This window comes from Cellulosimicrobium sp. 4261, from assembly GCF_040546915.1.
In the GTDB taxonomy this organism is placed as follows: domain Bacteria; phylum Actinomycetota; class Actinomycetes; order Actinomycetales; family Cellulomonadaceae; genus Cellulosimicrobium; species Cellulosimicrobium cinnabarinum.
The window spans coordinates 80,340-98,595 of sequence record NZ_JBEPOQ010000007.1 but is presented as its reverse complement, the minus strand read 5'-3'; the positions used below and the strand labels follow the sequence as shown (position 1 = coordinate 98,595).

Annotated in this window: 16 protein-coding genes and 1 pseudogene; 12 read left to right on the top strand and 5 right to left on the bottom strand. The window is 74.7% G+C overall.

Annotated features, from left to right (window positions below; genetic code table 11):
- Positions 1–117: 117 nt before the first annotated feature.
- Positions 118–3,633: a LamG-like jellyroll fold domain-containing protein gene (locus ABIE39_RS11215; protein ID WP_354051766.1), complete on the top strand. Its 3,516-nt coding sequence runs from the start codon at positions 118–120 to the stop codon at positions 3,631–3,633.
- Between the two features lie 128 nt (positions 3,634–3,761).
- Here the strand turns inward: ABIE39_RS11215 and ABIE39_RS11210 are convergent, their stop codons facing one another.
- A complete protein-coding gene (locus tag ABIE39_RS11210) occupies positions 3,762–5,510 on the bottom strand; it encodes a SpoIIE family protein phosphatase (protein WP_354051765.1) in 1,749 nt (582 codons plus the stop codon).
- A gap of 196 nt (positions 5,511–5,706) precedes the next feature.
- Here ABIE39_RS11210 and speD point away from each other — a divergent pair, with 196 nt between their 5' ends.
- The 4 genes from speD to ABIE39_RS11190 all read left to right on the top strand — a co-directional run bounded on the left by speD (position 5,707) and on the right by ABIE39_RS11190 (position 8,735).
- Complete coding sequence (speD, locus tag ABIE39_RS11205) at positions 5,707–6,054, top strand: adenosylmethionine decarboxylase (RefSeq protein ID WP_170982059.1); 348 nt, start codon at positions 5,707–5,709, stop codon at positions 6,052–6,054.
- On the top strand, positions 6,051–6,806 hold the full coding sequence (locus ABIE39_RS11200; protein WP_137279957.1) for a DUF4178 domain-containing protein: 756 nt from the start codon (positions 6,051–6,053) through the stop codon (positions 6,804–6,806). The genes speD and ABIE39_RS11200 overlap by 4 nt, the downstream gene beginning before the upstream one ends.
- A 79-nt stretch (positions 6,807–6,885) precedes the next feature.
- Positions 6,886–7,116, top strand: coding sequence for a DUF350 domain-containing protein (locus tag ABIE39_RS11195; protein ID WP_034656213.1), 231 nt, complete (start codon positions 6,886–6,888; stop codon positions 7,114–7,116).
- A gap of 2 nt (positions 7,117–7,118) precedes the next feature.
- Positions 7,119–8,735, top strand: a complete 1,617-nt coding sequence (locus ABIE39_RS11190) for a polyamine aminopropyltransferase (protein ID WP_354051763.1) — start codon at positions 7,119–7,121, stop codon at positions 8,733–8,735.
- Positions 8,736–8,739: 4 nt separating this feature from the next.
- Here the strand turns inward: ABIE39_RS11190 and ABIE39_RS11185 are convergent, their stop codons facing one another.
- Both ABIE39_RS11185 and ABIE39_RS11180 read right to left on the bottom strand, forming a co-directional pair.
- Positions 8,740–8,967: a hypothetical protein gene (locus ABIE39_RS11185; RefSeq protein ID WP_257416695.1), complete on the bottom strand. Its 228-nt coding sequence runs from the start codon at positions 8,965–8,967 to the stop codon at positions 8,740–8,742.
- Positions 8,968–9,016: 49 nt separating this feature from the next.
- Positions 9,017–10,036 (bottom strand): LLM class flavin-dependent oxidoreductase, encoded by a 1,020-nt coding sequence (locus ABIE39_RS11180; RefSeq protein WP_354051762.1) that lies wholly within the window; start codon positions 10,034–10,036, stop codon positions 9,017–9,019.
- 101 nt (positions 10,037–10,137) lie between these two features.
- Between ABIE39_RS11180 and ABIE39_RS11175 the strand changes: the two are divergent.
- The 7 genes and pseudogenes from ABIE39_RS11175 to ABIE39_RS11145 all read left to right on the top strand — a co-directional run bounded on the left by ABIE39_RS11175 (position 10,138) and on the right by ABIE39_RS11145 (position 17,154).
- Positions 10,138–11,288, top strand: a pseudogene (locus ABIE39_RS11175) (serine hydrolase domain-containing protein).
- Between the two features lie 105 nt (positions 11,289–11,393).
- A complete protein-coding gene (locus tag ABIE39_RS11170; protein ID WP_175008823.1) occupies positions 11,394–12,128 on the top strand; it encodes a VTT domain-containing protein in 735 nt (244 codons plus the stop codon).
- Between the two features lie 189 nt (positions 12,129–12,317).
- The gene (locus ABIE39_RS11165) at positions 12,318–13,151 is read left to right on the top strand and encodes a hypothetical protein (protein WP_354051760.1); all 834 of its coding nucleotides are present in this window, start codon (positions 12,318–12,320) and stop codon (positions 13,149–13,151) included.
- 81 nt (positions 13,152–13,232) lie between these two features.
- Positions 13,233–14,435: a MalY/PatB family protein gene (locus tag ABIE39_RS11160; protein ID WP_354051758.1), complete on the top strand. Its 1,203-nt coding sequence runs from the start codon at positions 13,233–13,235 to the stop codon at positions 14,433–14,435.
- Positions 14,436–14,522: 87 nt separating this feature from the next.
- Entirely contained in the window at positions 14,523–14,813 is a 291-nt protein-coding gene (locus ABIE39_RS11155) for a DUF1905 domain-containing protein (RefSeq protein WP_175008820.1), read from the top strand.
- 152 nt (positions 14,814–14,965) lie between these two features.
- Positions 14,966–16,462 carry a WXG100 family type VII secretion target gene (locus ABIE39_RS11150; protein ID WP_175008819.1) on the top strand — a complete coding sequence of 499 codons (1,497 nt, stop codon included), beginning with the start codon at positions 14,966–14,968 and terminating at the stop codon, positions 16,460–16,462.
- Entirely contained in the window at positions 16,459–17,154 is a 696-nt protein-coding gene (locus ABIE39_RS11145) for a hypothetical protein (RefSeq protein ID WP_175008818.1), read from the top strand. The genes ABIE39_RS11150 and ABIE39_RS11145 overlap by 4 nt, the downstream gene beginning before the upstream one ends.
- Positions 17,155–17,177: 23 nt before the next feature.
- Here the strand turns inward: ABIE39_RS11145 and ABIE39_RS11140 are convergent, their stop codons facing one another.
- Together ABIE39_RS11140 and ABIE39_RS11135 are read right to left on the bottom strand one after the other, a co-directional pair.
- Complete coding sequence (locus ABIE39_RS11140; RefSeq protein ID WP_209827922.1) at positions 17,178–17,741, bottom strand: hypothetical protein; 564 nt, start codon at positions 17,739–17,741, stop codon at positions 17,178–17,180.
- Positions 17,738–18,250, bottom strand: a complete 513-nt coding sequence (locus ABIE39_RS11135; protein ID WP_175008816.1) for a signal peptidase I — start codon at positions 18,248–18,250, stop codon at positions 17,738–17,740. The genes ABIE39_RS11140 and ABIE39_RS11135 overlap by 4 nt, the downstream gene beginning before the upstream one ends.
- Positions 18,251–18,256 lie beyond the last annotated feature (6 nt).

Below are 18,256 nucleotides of genomic sequence, written 5' to 3'. Positions count from 1 at the left end.
TCACTCGACGAGGAGGAAGCACGGATGCAGTCCATGACAGCGGTAGCACCCCCACGGGGCAGACCGGCGAGGATCCTGGCGGCGGCACTGGCCGCCGCGCTCACGGTGCCCCTGGCCGTGGCGACGGCGGCGGGGGCGACCGCGACGCCGTCGGCCCCGACCGACGAGGCCACGCAGGACGTCGCAGCCCAGGACCTCGCCCTCGACAACGGGCTCAAGGGCGAGTACTTCCTGTCCGGCGGCCCCGGCTGGCCGCTCACCGACCTCAAGGCCACGATCCCCGACCAGCGGATCGAGTTTCCCAATCTCGTCCCGACGTTCGCCGAGCTGACCGGTCGCGGCGAGCGCACGTCCGCGCGCTGGACGGGGCAGATCACGCCCGACTACAGCGAGGCGTACACGTTCTCCGCGATCGGCGACAACGGCTTCCGGCTGTGGATCGACGACCAGCTCGTCATCGACCACTGGGTCGACGACTGGGACGTCGAGCAGACGTCCGCCCCGGTCCAGCTCCAGGCGGGTCAGGAGTACGCGTTCCGCATGGAGATGTTCCAGAACACGGGTGGCGCGCACCTCCGGTTGCGGTGGCAGAGCCCTTCGCAGGACCGTGAGATCGTGCCGACCGACGCCTTCACGTACCCCGACGACTTCGTCGTCTTCCCCGCGCAGGCCACGCTCGAGAGCGACGGCACGAGCCTCAACGTGGCGTTCCAGGGGGCCGCGGGCGGTGTCGACGAGAGCCTCGTCGACCACCTCAAGGTCCAGGTCGACCAGCTCGCCTGGCCCGTCGCACAGGTCGCGGCGCAGGGCGACGTCCTCGGCATCACGCTCGCCGAGCCCGTCGACCGCGCGTCGACCGCACGTCTCGTCTACGACGGCGAGGGCGACCTGACGGTCGGCGGCGAGAAGGTCGGGTCGCTCAACCTGCCGGTGACCAACGGCTCCGAGTTCCGGATCCAGACCCCGTGGGCCGACGACTTCGACCCCACCAACCCCCTGCCGGAGTACCCGCGCCCGCAGCTCACGCGCGACGCGTGGCAGAACCTCAACGGCGTCTGGCAGTTCGAGACGGCGGAGTCCGACGACGCCGTGCCGAGCGGCCGCGACCTCGACGAGGAGATCGTCGTCCCGTACGCGGTCGAGTCCGCGCTGTCGGGCATCGAGCGGCGCGAGGACGACATGTTCTACCGCCGGACGTTCGAGGTCCCGCAGGACTGGGCGGTCGGGAGCGACAACCGGCTGCGCCTGAACTTCGGCGCGGTCGACTACGTCGCGACGGCGTACGTGAACGGCCAGGAGGTCGGCACGCACCGCGGCGGCTACGACGCGTTCTCGTTCGACGTCACCGACGCGCTCGTCGCGGGCACGGAGCAGGAACTCGTCGTGCGCGTCGTCGACACCACGGACGGCAGCAACCAGGCCGTCGGCAAGCAGACGCTCAACCCGGGCGGCATCTTCTACACCCCGACGTCGGGCATCTGGCAGACGGTGTGGATGGAGCCCGTCCCGGCCGCGGCGATCGACGCCGTCGTCACGACGCCCGACGTCGAGGCCGGCGTCCTCGCGGTGACCGCGCAGTCGGCCTCCGCGTCCGACGCGGCCGAGGTCACCGCCGTCGTGCGGGACGCGGAGGGTGCCGAGGTCGGGACGGCGACCGGCGCCGCGAACGAGCTGCTCGCGGTCGAGATCCCGGACGCGCACCTGTGGTCGCCCGACGACCCGTACCTCTACGACGTCGACGTCACGCTCACCGACGGGGACTCGACCGACACCGTCGCGTCCTACGCGGGCATGCGCTCGATCGAGGTGTCCGAGGTGGACGGCGTCCAGCGAATCCTGCTGAACGGCGAGAAGACCTTCCTCATGTCGACGCTCGACCAGGGCTACTGGCCGGACGGCATCTACACGCCCGCGTCCGACGAGGCGTACGTGTTCGACCTCCAGGCGCACAAGGACCTGGGCTTCAACACGGTGCGCAAGCACATCAAGGTCGAGCCGGCCCGCTGGTACCACCACGCCGACACGCTGGGTCTCATGGTGTGGCAGGACATCCCGAGCGGGTGGTTCGACAACGGCGACACGGACCCGGCGTCGCGCGTCTTCTGGGAGCAGGAGATGAGGACGATCATCGACCAGCACCGCTCGGTGCCGTCGATCGTCGGCTGGGTGACGTTCAACGAGGGCTGGGGCGAGTGGAACCTGGCCGACACGGCGCGGATCGGGAACACGATCGACGCCTACGACCCGAGCCGGATCCTCAACACGCACTCGGGCTACAACTGCTGCGCGTCGAAGGGCGACTCGAAGACGGGCGACATCATCGACTGGCACCAGTACACCGGCCCGGCCCTGCCGAAGCCGGACGCGACGCGCGCCGCGATCGACGGCGAGCACGGCGGCTTCTCGATGAGCGTCCCGGGCCACATGTGGCCGGGCGTCTCGGCGAACCCGTACGGCGGGGTCGCGAACAGCGAGGCCCTGACCGACGCGTACGTGCAGAACACGGAGAAGCTCGTGCGGCCTGCGCAGTGCTACCTGTCGGGCTCGGTGTACACGGAGATCTCCGACGTCGAGAACGAGCTGAACGGCTTCTGGACGTACGACCGCCGCGTGCTCAAGATGGACGCCGCGCGCGTCAAGGACGTCAACGAGCGGGTCGTCGCCGCGGCGGTGCAGGGCTCCGCGCCCGTCGACCCGGGCACCCCGGGGCTGACCGGCACGGGCCGCTGGTCGTTCGACGAGGGCCAGGGCACGACGGCGGCCGACGGCGTGGGCGACCACGCGGCGTCGGGCACCGGCACGTGGGTCGCCGGGCACGGCGAGACCGGGTCCGCGATCCGGCTCGACGGCACGAACCAGTCGTTCGCGACCGAGGGCCCCGTGGTCGACACGACCGGCTCCTACACCGTGTCGGCGTGGGTCCAGCTCGACAAGACGCCCGGGGGCGCGTGGTCGACGATCGTCGGCCAGGACTCGGTCACGGGCTCGAGCGCGTTCTACCTCCAGTACGGCGGGGGCGGTCGGTGGGCCTTCTCCTACGACGGCGAGCCGCGCGCGGAGTACGTCGTGCAGCCCGTGCTGGGCGACTGGTACCACGTCGTGGGCGTCCGCGACGCGGCCGACCAGAAGCTCAAGCTCTACGTCAACGGTGACCTCGTCGGCCAGTCCGACGTGTGCGGCGGCACCACGCCGTCCGGTCCGCTGACGATCGGGCGCGGGCAGTGGAGCGGCAACCCCGTCGACTACTGGGCCGGCACGATCGACGACGTCCGCGTCTTCGACCGCGCGCTGTCCGACGCCGAGGTCGCCCAGGTCTACGCCGGCGACGACGGCGAGGAGCCGGCGCTCGACGTGACCGTGACGGCCGAGACCCGCTGCCTCGCGGGCAAGGCCTACGTGGCCGTGCGCGCGACGAACGGCGAGGACGTCCCCGTGGACGTCACGCTCGCCACGCCGTTCGGGACCAGGGCGGTCACCGCCGTCGCCCCGGGGGCGAACGCGTACCAGTCGTTCGCGGTGCGCGCCCCGTCCGCCGAGGCGGGCGAGGCGACCGTCACCGCCACGGCGACGGTCGACGGCGAGCAGGTCAGCACGGAGGTCGTCGCGCCGTACGCCGCGACCACCTGCGGCTGACGGCAGGTCGGCGCCGCCGCGCGGCACCGACCCCGGGGTCGTCCCTCGCCCGTCACGGGCGGGGGGCGACCCCTCGCCGTACGTCTCGTCGTACCCCTCGTGAGACCCCGGGACCCGCCGCGCCGCGGTCAGGCCACGGGCGCGCCACGCTCGGCCGGGGCCCCGGCCCGGTCGGCGACCGGGACGTCCGCAGGGCCCGCCCGGAGCACGACGAGCGCGACGTCGTCCTCGCCCGGCCCCGGCAGCATCCGGGTGAGCGCCGCCTCGACGACCTCCTCGATGGGCCCGCGGTGCGTGCCCTCCAGCGCGCGGGCGAGGTCGACCAGGTCGTCGCGGAGGTTGTGGCCGCGACGCTCCACGAGCCCGTCGGTGTACAGCACGAGCGTGTCGCCCGGGTAGACCTCGACCGTGTGCTCGGTGCGCGCGGTACCCGGCGAGAGCCCCAGCGGCAGGTCGTTGCGCCGCGTCAGCGTGTCGACGCGGCCGTCTGCGCGGACGAGCATGGGCGGCAGGTGCCCCGCGCTCGTCCACCGCACCGTCCGCGCCCCGCGGCGAACCTGCTCCGCGGTCTGCTCGATGCGCGCGACGACCAGCGTCGCGATCGCGCCGCTCCCCAGCGCGAGCCCCTGCACCGCCGCGTCCACGCGCTCGAGGACGTGCGCCGGCGACTCGCCGCTGTCGTAGCCGATCGCGCGCACGAGCCCGCGCAGCTGCCCCATCATCACCGCCGCCGCGAGGTCGTGGCCGACGACGTCGCCCACGACGAGGGTCGTCGCGCCGTCGGGCGTCACGAACCCGTCGTACCAGTCGCCGCCGATGTCGCGGTCGAGCGCGGCGGGCTGGTAGTGCACGGAGACCTGGAGGTGGTCCGGCTCGGGCGGCTCGGTGAGCACCGCCTGCTGGAGCGCGAGCGCGACCTCGCGCATCTGCGCGGTCTGCTCCTCCGAGCGCTCGGCACGCAGCCGCAGCGCGTCCATCGTGGTCCGCAGGCGCACGGCGTCGCGCAGCGCCGCCCCGACCGTCGCGGCCAGACCGGCGAGGTATCGCGCGTAGTCGCGGTCCCAGGGGCGCATCGGGCTCGCCCGGAGCACGAGGATCCCGGCCACGCCGCCGCGCAGGGCGTCGCGCAGCGGCTTGACCACGAGGCCCTGCGAGACGATGCGCTGCCGGGTCCGGAACACCCGCTCGACGAGGCGGGTCTCCGCGGCGCTCGGCCCCGGGCCGACCGACCCGACCTCCCGGGGTCGCCCGCCCCGCACGTCGTAGAAGGCGGCGCGTGCGACGTCGGGGCTCCCGGCCAGCACGTCGAGCACCGGGCGGCCGAACGTCGCCAGGTCGGTGAACGTCGTCGGGAGCGCGCCCTGGAGCTCCCCGAGCATCGCGAGGCGGCGCTGGTTGACGACTGCCAGCGTCGTCTCCGTCGAGATGTCGAGCACGCCCGCGATGCGGCCGTCGTCGTCCCGGAGCGGGCTGTAGGAGAACGTGAAGAACGTCTCCTCGTCGTAGCCCGAGCGGTTCATGACGAGGTGCAGGTCGCGGTCCGACGACGCGCGCCCGGTGCGCAGGACCTCGTCGAACAGGGGCCCGACCTCGTCCCAGATCTCCGCCCACACCTCCGCCGCCGGGGCGCCGAGCGCGCCGGCGTGCTTGGTGGTGCCGAGCATCTCCTCGTAGCCGTCGTTGTAGATCAGCGTGAGGTCGGGCCCCCACACCAGCATCACGGGGAACTGCGTCGAGAAGCACAGGTGGACGGCGTGCCGCAGCGCCTCGGGCCACTCGCCGGGCGGGCCCAGCGGCGTCCGCTCCCACGCGACCTCGCGCGCCTGCCGACCCACGGCGCACTGCGCCGTGGCGTCGACGAACCACTCGGCATCCATCCGCGCATCGTAGGCGAACGGCCGTCGCCCGCCCCCTGGACGGCGTCCGCCCGTGCGGGCGGACGGCCGGTCTCGCGCGGCGGGTCCGCCCGTCGGCCGACGCCGCAGGTCGGCTAGGGTGTGCGCGGCCCGACGGCGGCCACCGGACCGCGGGCGCTCGCCCGCGCCGGCCGACAGGACCGACATCGACAGGGGCGTGGACGTGCAGCGCAACCTCGTCCACGTGTTCGACGTGACGGGCGCGGACCCGGCGCTGCTCGACGACGAGCCGACCGTCCGCCGCTGCCTCGACGCGATCGTCCGCGAGGCCGGGATGACGCCGCTGGGGGAGGTGTCCCACCGCTTCGAGCCGCAGGGCACGAGCGTCGTGCTGCTGCTCGCGGAGTCGCACCTCGCCGTGCACACCTGGCCTGAGGACGGCACCGCCTACGTGACCCTCACGACGTGCCGCGCCCCGGCGTCGGCCACGTTCACGGACGACGTGCGCGCGCTCCTCGCCGAGGAGCTCGGCGCCACCGAGGTCGCCGTGCGGAGCCTCGCGTGAGCCGGACGCCCCGCCCGCGGCTCGCGATGCGCGTCGGCGAGGACCTCGTGGGCGCCCCGCCGCAGCGCGCGACGCCGCGCGCCGTCGCCGTGCTCTCGACCGTGCACGGCGGCTCCACGTTCACGTGGGAGGAGTGGCAGCTCCTCGCCCACGACGGCTCCGACGTCTGGGTCGAGTACGACCACGACACGCGCGACGTGACGCTCCTGCGACCGACGGAGCCGTGGCCGCCCGTCGTCGACCTCTCGGGCCTGCGGACCGGCCGGACCCTCGGGCTGACTCTCGAGGGGCGGCAGCACACGCTCACGGTGCGCGAGCACGGGACGGGGCGCGTCGAGCACGTCGAGGGGCAGTTCGCCGAGCCGTTCGCCGTCGGGCAGGAGGTCGAGTACGTCGACCTCTCGGCCCACGGGGCGATCGTGTCGATCGAGCGCACGACCGGACCGCTCGGCCCCGTCACGTCCGTCTACCACGGGCGCCGTCTCGACAGCGCCGAGCAGAAGCGCCTGTTCGGCCGCCGCGTCGCGCCGCGCACGGTCCCCGGCGGGCGGTTCGTCGCCTTCGCGGTCGCGGCGGTCGTGCTGCTCGGTCTCGGGTCGTGCGCGGCTCGCGCCGCCTCGGGCAGCGCGTCGTGCACGCCCCGCTCCGTCGTCACGACGTCGCCCACCACCGGCCAGGTCGGCACGACCGACGACGGCACGTGCGTGCGGCGCACCGTCTACGGCGGGGGCGGCGGAGGGCTCGGCAAGTGACCCGCCCCGCGCCCGGTCGTCCCGCCCCCGAACCCCTGCACCCGTCCGCCCGTCCCACGACCCGACCCCGGGAGACCCCGTGATCTCTGCCGCCGCCCCGCTGGCGTTCCTCTGGTCCTTCTTCTCGACCGTCCTCTACTCGGTGCTCGGCATCGTCCTGCTGCTCGTCACGCTCGTGGTCGCGAACAAGGTGTTCCGGCTCAACCTGCACCGCGAGCTCGTCGACGAGCACAACGTCGCGTTCGGCGTGATGATCGCGGGCCTCGCGGTGGCGATCGGCCTCATCATCGCGGGGACGATCAGCTCCTGACCGTGCTCGACCAGCAGGAGGTCCCGCCCGGAGGCCCGCCCGGGGGCGACGTGGCGGCGGACCCCGGCCCGTCCGCCGGGCGGTCGGGAGCGCGCCACCTCGACCGGCCGACGGTGTTCGCCGCCGCGCTCCTCGTGGCCGTGGGCGGGCTCGTCTACGAGCTCATCCTCGGGACCGCGGCGTCGTACCTGTTCGGCGACTCGGTCGTCGCGTTCTCCGTCGCGACCGGGCTGACGCTGTTCGGCATGGGCCTCGGCTCGCTCCTCGCGCCGCGCCTGCAGCGCACCGCGGGGCTGAGCTTCGTGCGCAACGAGCTCGTGCTCTCGCTCCTCGGCGGGACGTCGGTGCTCGCGCTGTTCTGGGCGTACGCCGCCACCGAGCTCGCGTGGGTCGTGTTCGTCGTGCTGTCGCTCGCGATCGGGACGGCGATCGGCGTCGAGATCCCGCTCCTCGTCGCGGTGCTCAAGGAACGGGGGAGCGAGGGCTCCGTCTCCCTGCTGTCGAAGGTGCTCGCGCTCGACTACTTCGGGGCGCTCGCCGCCTCCCTGCTGTTCCCGTTCCTGCTGCTCCCTTACCTCGGCCTCGTGCGCACCGCGTTCGCGGTCGCGGTGCTCAACGTCGCCGTCGCGGCGTTCATGCTCGCGCGCATGGGCCACCCGCCGCGGTGGTCGGTGCTCGCGGGCGTCACGCTCGTCGTGCTCCTCGCCGGGTTCGCGGCGTCGTCGTGGCTCGAGGCGCGCATCAGCGCGGGGATGTACCAGGACCCGGTCGTCGCGCAGGAACGCAGCGCCTACCAGCAGGTCGTCGTCACCGCGTACCAGGGTGACACGCGGCTCTACCTCGACAACCAGCTGCAGTTCTCCTCCGTCGACGAGGCGCGGTACCACGAGACGCTCGCGCACGCGGCGATGACGTCCGTCGCGGCGCCCGCGTCCGTCGCGATCCTCGGCGGGGGCGACGGTCTCCTCGCGCGCGAGGTCCTGCGCTACGGCTCGGTCCAGGAGGTCACGCTCGTCGACCTCGACCCCGCCGTCACGGATCTCGCCCGCGAGAACCGGCTCCTCACCGCCGTGAACGACCACGCGCTCGACGACCCGCGCGTCACGGTCGTCAACGCCGACGCGTTCCGCTGGGTCGAGGACACGGCGCAGACGTTCGACGTCGTGCTCGTCGACCTCGTCGACCCCTCCTCCGAGCGCGTCGCCAAGCTCTACTCGCAGGAGTTCTACGGCATGGTCGCCGCGCACCTGCGGCCCGGCGGCGCGTTCGCGACGCAGGCGACGTCGTCGTACTTCACGCCCGACGCGTTCTGGCAGGTGGTCTCGACGGTCCGCGCTGCGGCGCCCGGGCGCACCGTCGTGCCGCTGACCGTCAACGTCCCCTCCTTCGGGGAGTGGGGCTTCGCGCTCTCGCTCCCGGGCGGACCGGCCGACGCGGTGCCGGGCCCCTTCGCGCGCACGCCCCTCCCGGACGGGCTGCGCTTCCACGACGCCACGTCCCTCGCGGCGACCACGCGCCTCCCGGCCGACAACCCGCCCCGCGACCTGCCGCCGTCGACCCTGCTGTCCCCGACGGTCCAGCGCACGTACCAGGAGGACATGCGCGCCTGGCGCTACTGAGCGGTCAGGAGCGCGACCGCTGCCGCTCCGCGCGGGCCTGCGCGTCGCGGTAGACCCGCAGCCGCTCGACCTGGAGCTCGCCGAGCGTGGGGGCGTCCACCTCGTCGGCGAACGCCTCGGAGAGCTGGCGGAGGATGTCGGTCTCGAGGTCGTCGAGCTCCTCGAGCCGACGGCGGTCTCCCGGGCTCAGCAGGGGCCACGTCTCGGTGTAGGTGGGTGCGTGCTCGCTCACCTGCCCATGGTCGGCTCTCCGGCGCGGTCTCGCAGGTCGACGGTTCCCGTCAGGCGGCGGGGCAGGTCACCGCCGCGAGCGCGTCGAGCGCGCTGAACGGGTCGTCCGGCCGGGCGGGGTCGGCCGTCGTGGCGACGAGGACGACGCTCGACACCCCGCCCGCGCCGAGCTCGGCGAGCCGCGCGCGGAAGGTCTCGGGCGCCCCGACGACGGCGAGCGCGTCGACCCACGCGTCGGGCATCGCGGCGGCGAAGTCGTCGGGGGTGGCGCTCGCGTCGCGCAGGGCGCGGAAGTCGTCGGCGAAGGGCAGCGGGTCGATCTGGGCGGACCAGTCGGCCTCGCCGAGCACCGCGAGGTAGGGCCGGACGATCGCGCGGGCGGTCGCGACGTCGTCGTGCACGGCGCCGACGGAGAAGGCGACGACGCGGTGCGCGGGCGGGGCCGCGTCGCCGGCGCTCGCGCGCCCGGCGTCGATCGCGGCGCGCGCGACGGCGAGGTACTCGGGGGTCACGGGCATGTCGAGGATGGTCCCGTCCGCGACGCGGCCGGAGACCTCGAGCGACCGCGGGCCGCGCACGCCCGCGAGCACGGGCGGCGGCGAGGCGGGCGGGGCGTGGAGCGCGACGTCGTCGACGGAGACGTAGCGGCCCGCGACGCTGACGCGCTCGCCGTGCAGCAGCGCGCGCACGGTCGCGGTGGTCTCCTCGAGCATCGCGAGCGGGCTCGCGGGCCACACGCCGATCTGCCGCATCCACGCGGGCATGCCGTGCCCGAGCCCGAGGTGCAGGCGGCCGGGGTGCAAAGCGGCGAGCGTGCCGGCCTCCATCGCGGCGGTCGACGGCGCGCGCGTCGCGGCGGGCAGGATCCCGATGCCGACGGTGAGGCGCTCCGTCGCGGCGAGGACCGTCGCGGCCTGCGCGATCCCGCCGTGGAACGTGAGGTCCTCGACGACCCACAGCTCGTCGAGCCCGACCTCCTCGGCACGACGCGCGAACGGCACGATGAGGTCGGCGGGGAGCTCGCGCGGGAGGATCACGCCGAGCGCGGGGGTCGTCGTCGAGGTCGCCATGCGGCGACGGTACCGTGACAGCGCTCCCACCCGTGACGACGTACGGCTCTCCGGAACAATCCCCTGGCCGGGAGCACCCTGGCCCGCCTACGGTCGGGGCCATGACCGCGCTCGACGACGCCGCTCTCACCGCCCTCGACACGCACCTGCGCTCCGCCGCGGACGCCGACGACTTCTCCGGCGTCGTGCGGGTCGAACGCCACGGCGAGGTGCTCCTCGAACGCGCCTACGGCGTCGCGTCGCGCCGCTGGGGCGTCCCGGTCCGCACGAGCACGCGGTTCGACGTCGCGTCCGTCACCAAGCTGTTCACCGCCGTCGCGGTGCTCCAGCTCGTGGGCGACGGCCGCCTCGGGCTCGACGACCGCGTCCACGACCACGTGGACCTCGCGGGCACGACGATCCCGCCCGAGGTGACGATCCGGCACCTGCTGACCCACACGTCGGGCATCGCGGACGACGCCGACGAGGAGGCGGGGGAGTCGTACGAGGAGCTGTGGGTCGACCGGCCGAGCTACTCCGTGACGCGCACGGCGGACTTCCTACCCGGGTTCGTCCACAAGGAGCCGAACTTCGCGCCCGGCGAGGGTGCCGATACTGCAACGTCGGCTACGTCCTCGCGGGCCTCGCGCTGGAGTCCGTCACCGGGACCCCGTACCGCGAGCACGTCCGCGAGCACGTGCTCGCGCGGGCGGGCATGGACCGCTCCGGGTTCTTCCGCATGGACGAGGCCGAGCCGGACGTCGCGGAGGGCTGGGAGCCCGTGCACGAGGGACCGGACGACGAGGGCCCCGTCACCGGGTGGCGGCAGAACGTCTACTCCTACCCGCCCGTCGGCTCGCCCGACGGCGGCGCGCACGCCACGGCGCGCGACCTCGCCCGGTTCTGGACGGCGCTGCGTGCCGGCGAGCTCCTGCCGCCCGACCTGACGCGCGCGTTCCTCACCCCGCAGGTGCTGCACGACGACGGCGCGGACGACACGGACGGGGCCGAGCCCGCCCCGAGCGTGCACTACGGCTTCGGGCTCGAGTTCGAGCTGCTGGGGGACGGGTCCGTGCGCTCGGTCTACAAGGACGGCATCAACACGGGGGCGAGCGCGATCCTGCGCCACTACCCGGACGCGGCGGACGCGCTGGACGGCGCCGACGCGCTCCCGCCGGCGGGGGCGCCGGGCGTGACGGTGGTCGTGCTGTCGAACAGCGAGTCGGGCGCCTGGGGCCCGATCCGTCGCCTGGACGAGCTCGTCCGCGGCTGATCCGGCCGGCCTCCCCGCGCGTCCCGCGCCTCCGCACGAGACCTCCACACCCTCCGGGCCGCATCGGCGCTCGCGCCACGGACCGCTCACCTAGGCTCGTGACCCATGCCCTCCGGACTCTCCGCCGCCCTGACGGCCGCCGTGCCCGCCGCCACGACGGCGGAGCCCGCCCTCGACGGCGTCGCCGGCTGGGCGGTCGACCTCATGGAGACGCTGGGCCCGGTCGGGGCCGCGATCGCCATCGCGCTCGAGAACCTCTTCCCGCCCCTGCCGAGCGAGATCATCCTGCCGCTCGCGGGCTTCACGGCGAGCCAGGGCAGCTTCGGGCTCGTCGAGGCGATCCTGTGGACGACGGCGGGGTCCGTCGTCGGCGCCCTCGCGCTCTACGCGGTGGGCGCGATCATCGGGCGCGAGCGCACGCGCTGGATCGCGGAGCGCCTCCCGCTCGTCAAGGTCGAGGACGTCGACCGCACCGAGCAGTTCTTCCTGCGGCACGGCAGCGCGACGGTGTTCTTCGGCCGCTTCATCCCGATCTTCCGCAGCCTCATCTCGATCCCCGCGGGCGTCGAGCGCATGCCCCTGTGGAAGTTCACCGCGCTCACCACCGCGGGCAGCGCGGTGTGGAACACGATCTTCGTCTACGCCGGGTACGCGCTCGGCGAGCAGTGGCACGTCGTCGAGGAGTACGCGGGCGTCCTGCAGAAGGTGGTCATCGCGGTCGTCGCGGCAGCGGTCGTGTGGTTCGTCGTGACGCGCGTCTGGCGCTGGGTGCACGACGACGAGCGCCCCGCCCACGCGCGCGGCCGCCGGGACGCGGCACCCGCGCGCGACGAGGCCTGACCGCCGCAGCCGCCCGCGGCGGCGCCTGACCGCCTCGCCCGGACGTCCGGAGGGCCGAGGTCCCGCCCGCGCGGTGCGCGTCGCCGTGGCGGATGATCGGAACGTGCCCGCCCCGACCGACCGGCCCAGCGCGCCCGCGAGCGCGGCCCGCGTCACGCCCGCGGCGGGCCACGGTCCCGGGGACGCCTCGTGATCCTCGCGCTGCTCGCCGCCGTGGCCGCGAGCCTCCTGTACGCGGTGAGCACGATCATGCAGGCCGTCGCCACGCGTCGCGCCCACGGCCTCGCGGCCGTGGCCCAGCCGCTCGTCGTCGGCGGGCTCGTGGTCGACGGCGTCGCGTGGCTCCTCTCCCTCCTCGCCCTCGACCACCTGCCGCTGTTCGTGGTCCAGGCCGTCGTCGCGGCGTCGCTCGTCGCCGTCGTGCTGCTCGCCCGTCTGGTGCTCGGCGCGACGCTGCGGCGCACGGACCTCGTGATGATCGGCGTCGTCGTGGCGGGGCTCGTGGTGCTGGCGCTCGCGGCGGGGGAGCAGCCCGCGACGCACCCGCCGGCCGGGTTCACGACCTGGGTCAACGTCGCCGCCGCGGTCGTGGCGGTCGGCACCGCCGTCGCGTACCGGCGCGGGCACCCCGTGCTGCTCGCCGTCCTCGGCGGCCTCGGCTACTCGGTCGCCGCGGTGGCGGCGCGCGGCGCGCACGCGTCCGGCGACCTGCTCGACACCGTGCTCCAGCCGCTCGCCCTCGCGATCGTGCTCGGCGGCGTCGCGGGCGCGCTCGCGTACCTGCGCGCCCTGGAGCGCGGCGCCGTCGGGACGGTGGCGGCGACGGTCTCCGTGATCGAGGTGCTCGCGCCGGGGATCGTCGGCCTCGCCGTGCTCGGCGACGTCGTGCGGTCGGGCTGGGCGGTGCCCGCCGCCGTGGCGACGCTGGCCGCCGTCGGCGGGTGCGTCGTGCTCGCGACGAGCCCCGCGAACGCCGCGGCCGAGGAGGGCGCGCCCGCGGCGACGGAGCCCGAGCCCGCCTAGGGTGGGCCGAGCCGGCCGTCCGGGAGCAGCCCCGCCGGCCTGCCGCCGGGCGGTCGCCGGCCGCACCGAAGGAGAGGCACCATGCGCACACCGTTGGACGTCCTCACGCTCGACGAGCTGCGCCGTCGGACGTCGGTGAAGTGGCGCACCTTCGCGCCCGACGTGCTGCCGCTGTTCGTCGCCGAGATGGACGTCGCACCGTGCGACGCGGTCGTCGAGGCGGTGACGGCCGCCCTGCGCTCCGGCGACACCGGGTACGACGTCGGCACCACCTACGGCGAGGCGTACGCGCGCTTCGCGGAGCGCCGCTGGGGCTGGACCCTCGACGCGGCGACGTCGCGCACGCTGCCCGACGTCATGGTCGCGATCGTCGAGGTGCTGCGCGTCCTCACGTCCCCGGGCGACGCGGTCGTCGTCAACCCGCCCGTGTACCCGCCGTTCTACGGCTTCACCGCGAACGAGGGGCGACGCGTCGTCGACGCGCCGCTCGGCGCCGGCGGGCGGCTCGACCTCGACACGCTGGAGCGGGCGTTCGCCGACGCGACCGGCGTCGCCGCGAACGGCGACGGGCCCGGGAGCGGGCGCCGCGCCGTCTGGCTCGTGTGCAACCCGCAGAACCCGACGGGGACCGCGCACACGCGCGCGGAGCTGGCGGCCGGGCTGGCGCTCGCCGAACGGTACGGGGTGCGCGTCGTGGCGGACGAGATCCACGCGCCCCTCACGCGGCCCGGTCTCGACGGGCGCCCGGCGACGACCCACACGCCGCTCCTCACCGTCCCCGGCGCGGGCTCGGCCGTCGCGATCGTCTCCGCGTCGAAGGCGTGGAACCTGCCCGGCCTCAAGGCCGCGGCGGCCGTCGCCGGCCCGGACGCCGCCGACGACCTGCGGCGCATCCCCGAGGAGGCGAGCCACGGCGTCCAGCACGTGTCGGTGCTCGCGCACGTCGCGGCGCTCGACCACGGCGAGGCGTGGCTCGACGACGTCCTCGCCGGCGTCGAGCGCAACGCGTGGCTCCTCGCCGACCTGCTCGCGGAGCACCTGCCCGCGGTGCGCTACCGGCCCGGCGAGGCGACGTACCTCGCGTGGCTCGACGCGCGCGGGCTCCCCGGCCCGGCGGGCGCGGACCCCCGGGGGTGGTTCCTCGACCGCGCGCGCGTCGCGCTGGAGGACGGGCGCCGGTTCGGCCCCGGCGGGCAGGGGCACGTGCGCCTCAACCTCGCGACGGGCGTCGACGTGCTCACGGAGGCGGTCGAGCGCATGGGCGCGTGCGTGCGGGGCGCGTGAATCTCGGCCCCACGACGACCGACGAGTTCTCGGCCGTCGACCGGTCAGACCCCCGACCACGACCGCACGACCCACCGGAGCACCGCCATGCCGTTCGAGCCCGTCACCCTCGACCACACGTTCACCGCGCCCGTCGGCGTCGACGTCAAGGGCGACACGTGGCCCTGCGTCGAGGTGCCCGGGGCGCGCGAGCTCTTCGGGTCGCTGCGCTCGGTCCGGGTGGACGCGACCGTCGACGACGTCGCGCTGCGCGACGTCGGGCTCATGCCGACCGGGTCGGGCGGGCTGATGCTGTCGCTCAACGCGGGCGTGCGCAAGCGTCTCGGCAAGGATGTCGGCGACACGGTGGTGGTCCGGCTCGAGCGCCGCCTGAGCTGAGGCGCGCGGCCGCACTGCCGCCTCCCGCGCGCATGGGCAGTTGTCCCCATCGCGGCGGCGGACCCGGCCGCGTACCGTCGGCGTGCGACCGTCGGGGACGAAGGTGTCGACGCGTGCGCGTGAGGGGACGCGCAGGGGCGGGAGGGGACGGCATGAGCGGGATGTGGGGCGCCGACGTCCGTGCGCTGCGCGCGCTCGCGTCGGGTCTGCGCTCCGGCGCCGACGCGCTGCGGACCCACCGCGCGCAGGTCGCGGCCGTCGTCGACGCCGCGACCCGGTGGGACGGGCCCGACGCCGCGCAGTTCCGCAGCGAGTGGGCCACCACGCTCGGCCCCTCGCTCACCGGCACCGCGAGCCTCCTCGACGCCGCGGCAGACCGCCTCGCCACGGACGCCGACCAGCAGGAGTCCGCGAGCGCCGACGGCGGCGCCCTCGCCGGCCCGGGCGGTCCGTCCTCGTCGGGTCCGGGCGGACCGCAGCAGGCCGTCCCCACCCCGACGCCGGGCGAGTACGCCGCGATGGACGCGGACGAGCGCGCCGCGTGGCTCGAGAACGCGACGGACGCGCAGGTCGCGGCGCTCTACGACCAGATGGTGCGCCTCGGCGTCGACCCCGACTCCCCGGGCTTCGCGGAGCTCGCCGTCACGCACTGGACGCGCGTCGCGGCAGGCGAGGCGGGGTTCGACTTCGCCGACTGGGACCCGTCCGCGGGGGCGTCGGCCAACCGCGAGATCATCGAGGACGTCTACACGTACTACGGCGAGCTCTACCTGGACAACCCGTGGATGCAGTGGGCCGGCATGGCCGCGATGATCGGTCCGTCGTTCGCCGCGGGGTTCTTCGACCTCGACATGATGCGGCAGCTCGCGCAGGGCGTCGCGAGCGGCGCCCGGGCGCTGCCGCCCGGTGTCGACCGGGCGGCGCTCGAGGCGATCGCGACCATGTCGGACGCCGAGCTCGGCTTCTACGAGAACCAGTTCCTGTCGATGCAGCGCGAGATCTTCGTGGACCAGGCCGTCATGCACGAGGCGTACCTGAACGGCGGGCTGGAGGAGATGGAGCGGCTGCTCGAGGCCGGTGTCATCGACGGGCCCGCGTACCAGGCGTGGGCGGACGTCGAGGCCGGCCGCGCGGGCGACGCGCAGGCGCTCGCGGACGGCAACACCGCACTCCTGTGGCGCGAGCAGAACCAGGTCATCGCGGACGACTGGCAGACCATGCGCGACCACCCGGTCACGGGCGAGGCGTTCACGTACCTCATGACGCTCGTCGGCGAGCCGTCCATCCCCGGCGCGGGCACGTACGCGCAGCACGACCCCTTCACGGTGAACGTCGAGACGCCCGGGCCGGAGCACCTCGGGATCCCGTTCACGGGCATCACGTTCGACAACCCCGTCCAGGGCACCGTGACGGTCCAGACGCCGCTGCCGGGCGGCAACATCGCCGACCAGGCGACCCGCTGGGAGTACATCTCGAACGACACGCTGCCCGCCTACCAGCAGCTCGTCACGCAGCACCCGGACCAGGCGGCGCAGATCATCGGCACCGACGTCTCCGACCGGATCGCCGACTACCGGCTCACGAACCCCGCCCGCATCGGGCGCATCCTTGACAGACTGACCGAGTGGGACGTGGACGTGGACCAGTGAGCCGAGGGTTCCGTCGCGCGCCCGGGTCGCCGCGGAGGCGCGGCGTCGCGGTCCTGCTCGCGGGCGCGCTCGCCGGGTCTCTCGTGCTGACGGGGTGCACGGTCACGTTCGGCGACCCGGACGACGCGGCCACCGGACCGGGCGGGACGACCGCCCCGGGCGGCGGGGACGTCGAGGGCGGCGGGAGCACGACGGGCACGACGACGATCGACGACATCGAGAGGGGCGAGACCGTGCGCTGGGACGTGAGCAGGCCGATCACCGCGGAGTCCGTCGGGCTGGGCGAGTCGATGGCCGTCGTGCAGGTGCCGGACGGCGCGGCCGAGGTCGAGCTGACGCTCCCCGACGGCACGTGGACCACGACGGCCGAGGAGCTGACGATCCAGCCCCGGCGCGGGTACGTGAGCGCGATCAACGTGTTCCGCACGCTCTCCGGCGGGCAGGCCGTGCACGACCAGCTCGTCGCCGACGCGCAGGTGCTGGGGTTCCCCCGGTCGCAGGTCGACCGCTGGCTCGACGACCTGCCCGCGTCGCTCGACGCGTCGCGCGCGGGCGGGACGCGGGCCCGTACCGGCATCAACGGGTCGAACGGCGACGTCGAGACGTCGGTGCAGATCAGCCACGAGCCGGGGCCGGGCGGTGACGAGTCCGTGCGCCTCTGGTACGTGATCAGCCCGGTCGTGCCGGACTGACGTCCTCCCCAGGCGGGTGCCCGTCACGGGCAGGCCGACGCGCCTCCGCCGCCCTGCTCGGCGACCTGGAAGTAGATCGGGCTCTGCCAGTCGGCGCCGTCCCCGCGCACGCGCGGCAGGTCGGAGCACGTCCAGCCCTGCTGCGGGGTGAACTGGCCCCCGGCGACGACGTGGGCGCCGCTCCACTCCCACGAGGTGTCCTGCCCGGTCGCGGCGCGGAGGTCGACGTCGAAGGACACCGACCGCGTGCCCGCGGGCACCGTGAAGGCCACGTAGTAGTTGCGGACCTGGCTCCCCGGCTCGCCCCACGTCTCGAACGAGATCCCGCGGACCGTGCAGCCGGAGAGGACGGTGCGTCCCTCGCCGCGCGCGACGCACGTGCCGGCCGTCGTCGTCTGCCACCGGCCGGCGGAGACGGGCGCGGCGGCCCGGGCCTGGTCCGTCCACGCGGCCGTCGTGGGCTCGACGGCCGCGTGCGCGACCCCCCACCACGACGCCGTCACGAGGGCCAGGACCGCCAGGAGCAGGCTCACCGTGCGGCGCCCGGCCGGCTGCCCGGCCGGCCCGCCGGTCCTCCGGCCGGTCATCGGCGGACCGGCTCCCGCCGCGGTGCGGGCGGGACGAGCAGGGTGAGGCCGAGCAGGCCGAGCAGTCCGACGAGGAGGGGGACCGCCACGGCGGGCGTCGTCAGGCGCACGATCGCGGTGCCCCAGCCGGCGAGCTGGACCGCGGGCTTCCAGACGTCGCCCGAGACGGTGTAGTCCAGGGCGTCCGCGAAGGCGTTGTTGTCGCCCTTCATGCTGACCGTGTAGCGGTCGTCGCCCGTCTGCTCGACGGCCTCGACCCGGTGGGTCACGAGGTCGTCGGTCAGCGCGCTCGGCAGGCTGACCACGTCCCCGACGGCCACGTCGGCCGCCGGGACGGGCCGGGCGACCAGGAGGTCGCCCGTCATGATCCCCGGCTCCATCGAGCCGGAGATCACGACGAGGGGCTTGATGAGGCCGACCGCGGTCGCGCCCCACACCGCCCCGCACACCAGCCCGAAGGCGGCGAGGACCCACAGGACGAGGACGGCGCCGCGCCGCAGTACCTGCATCGGTGG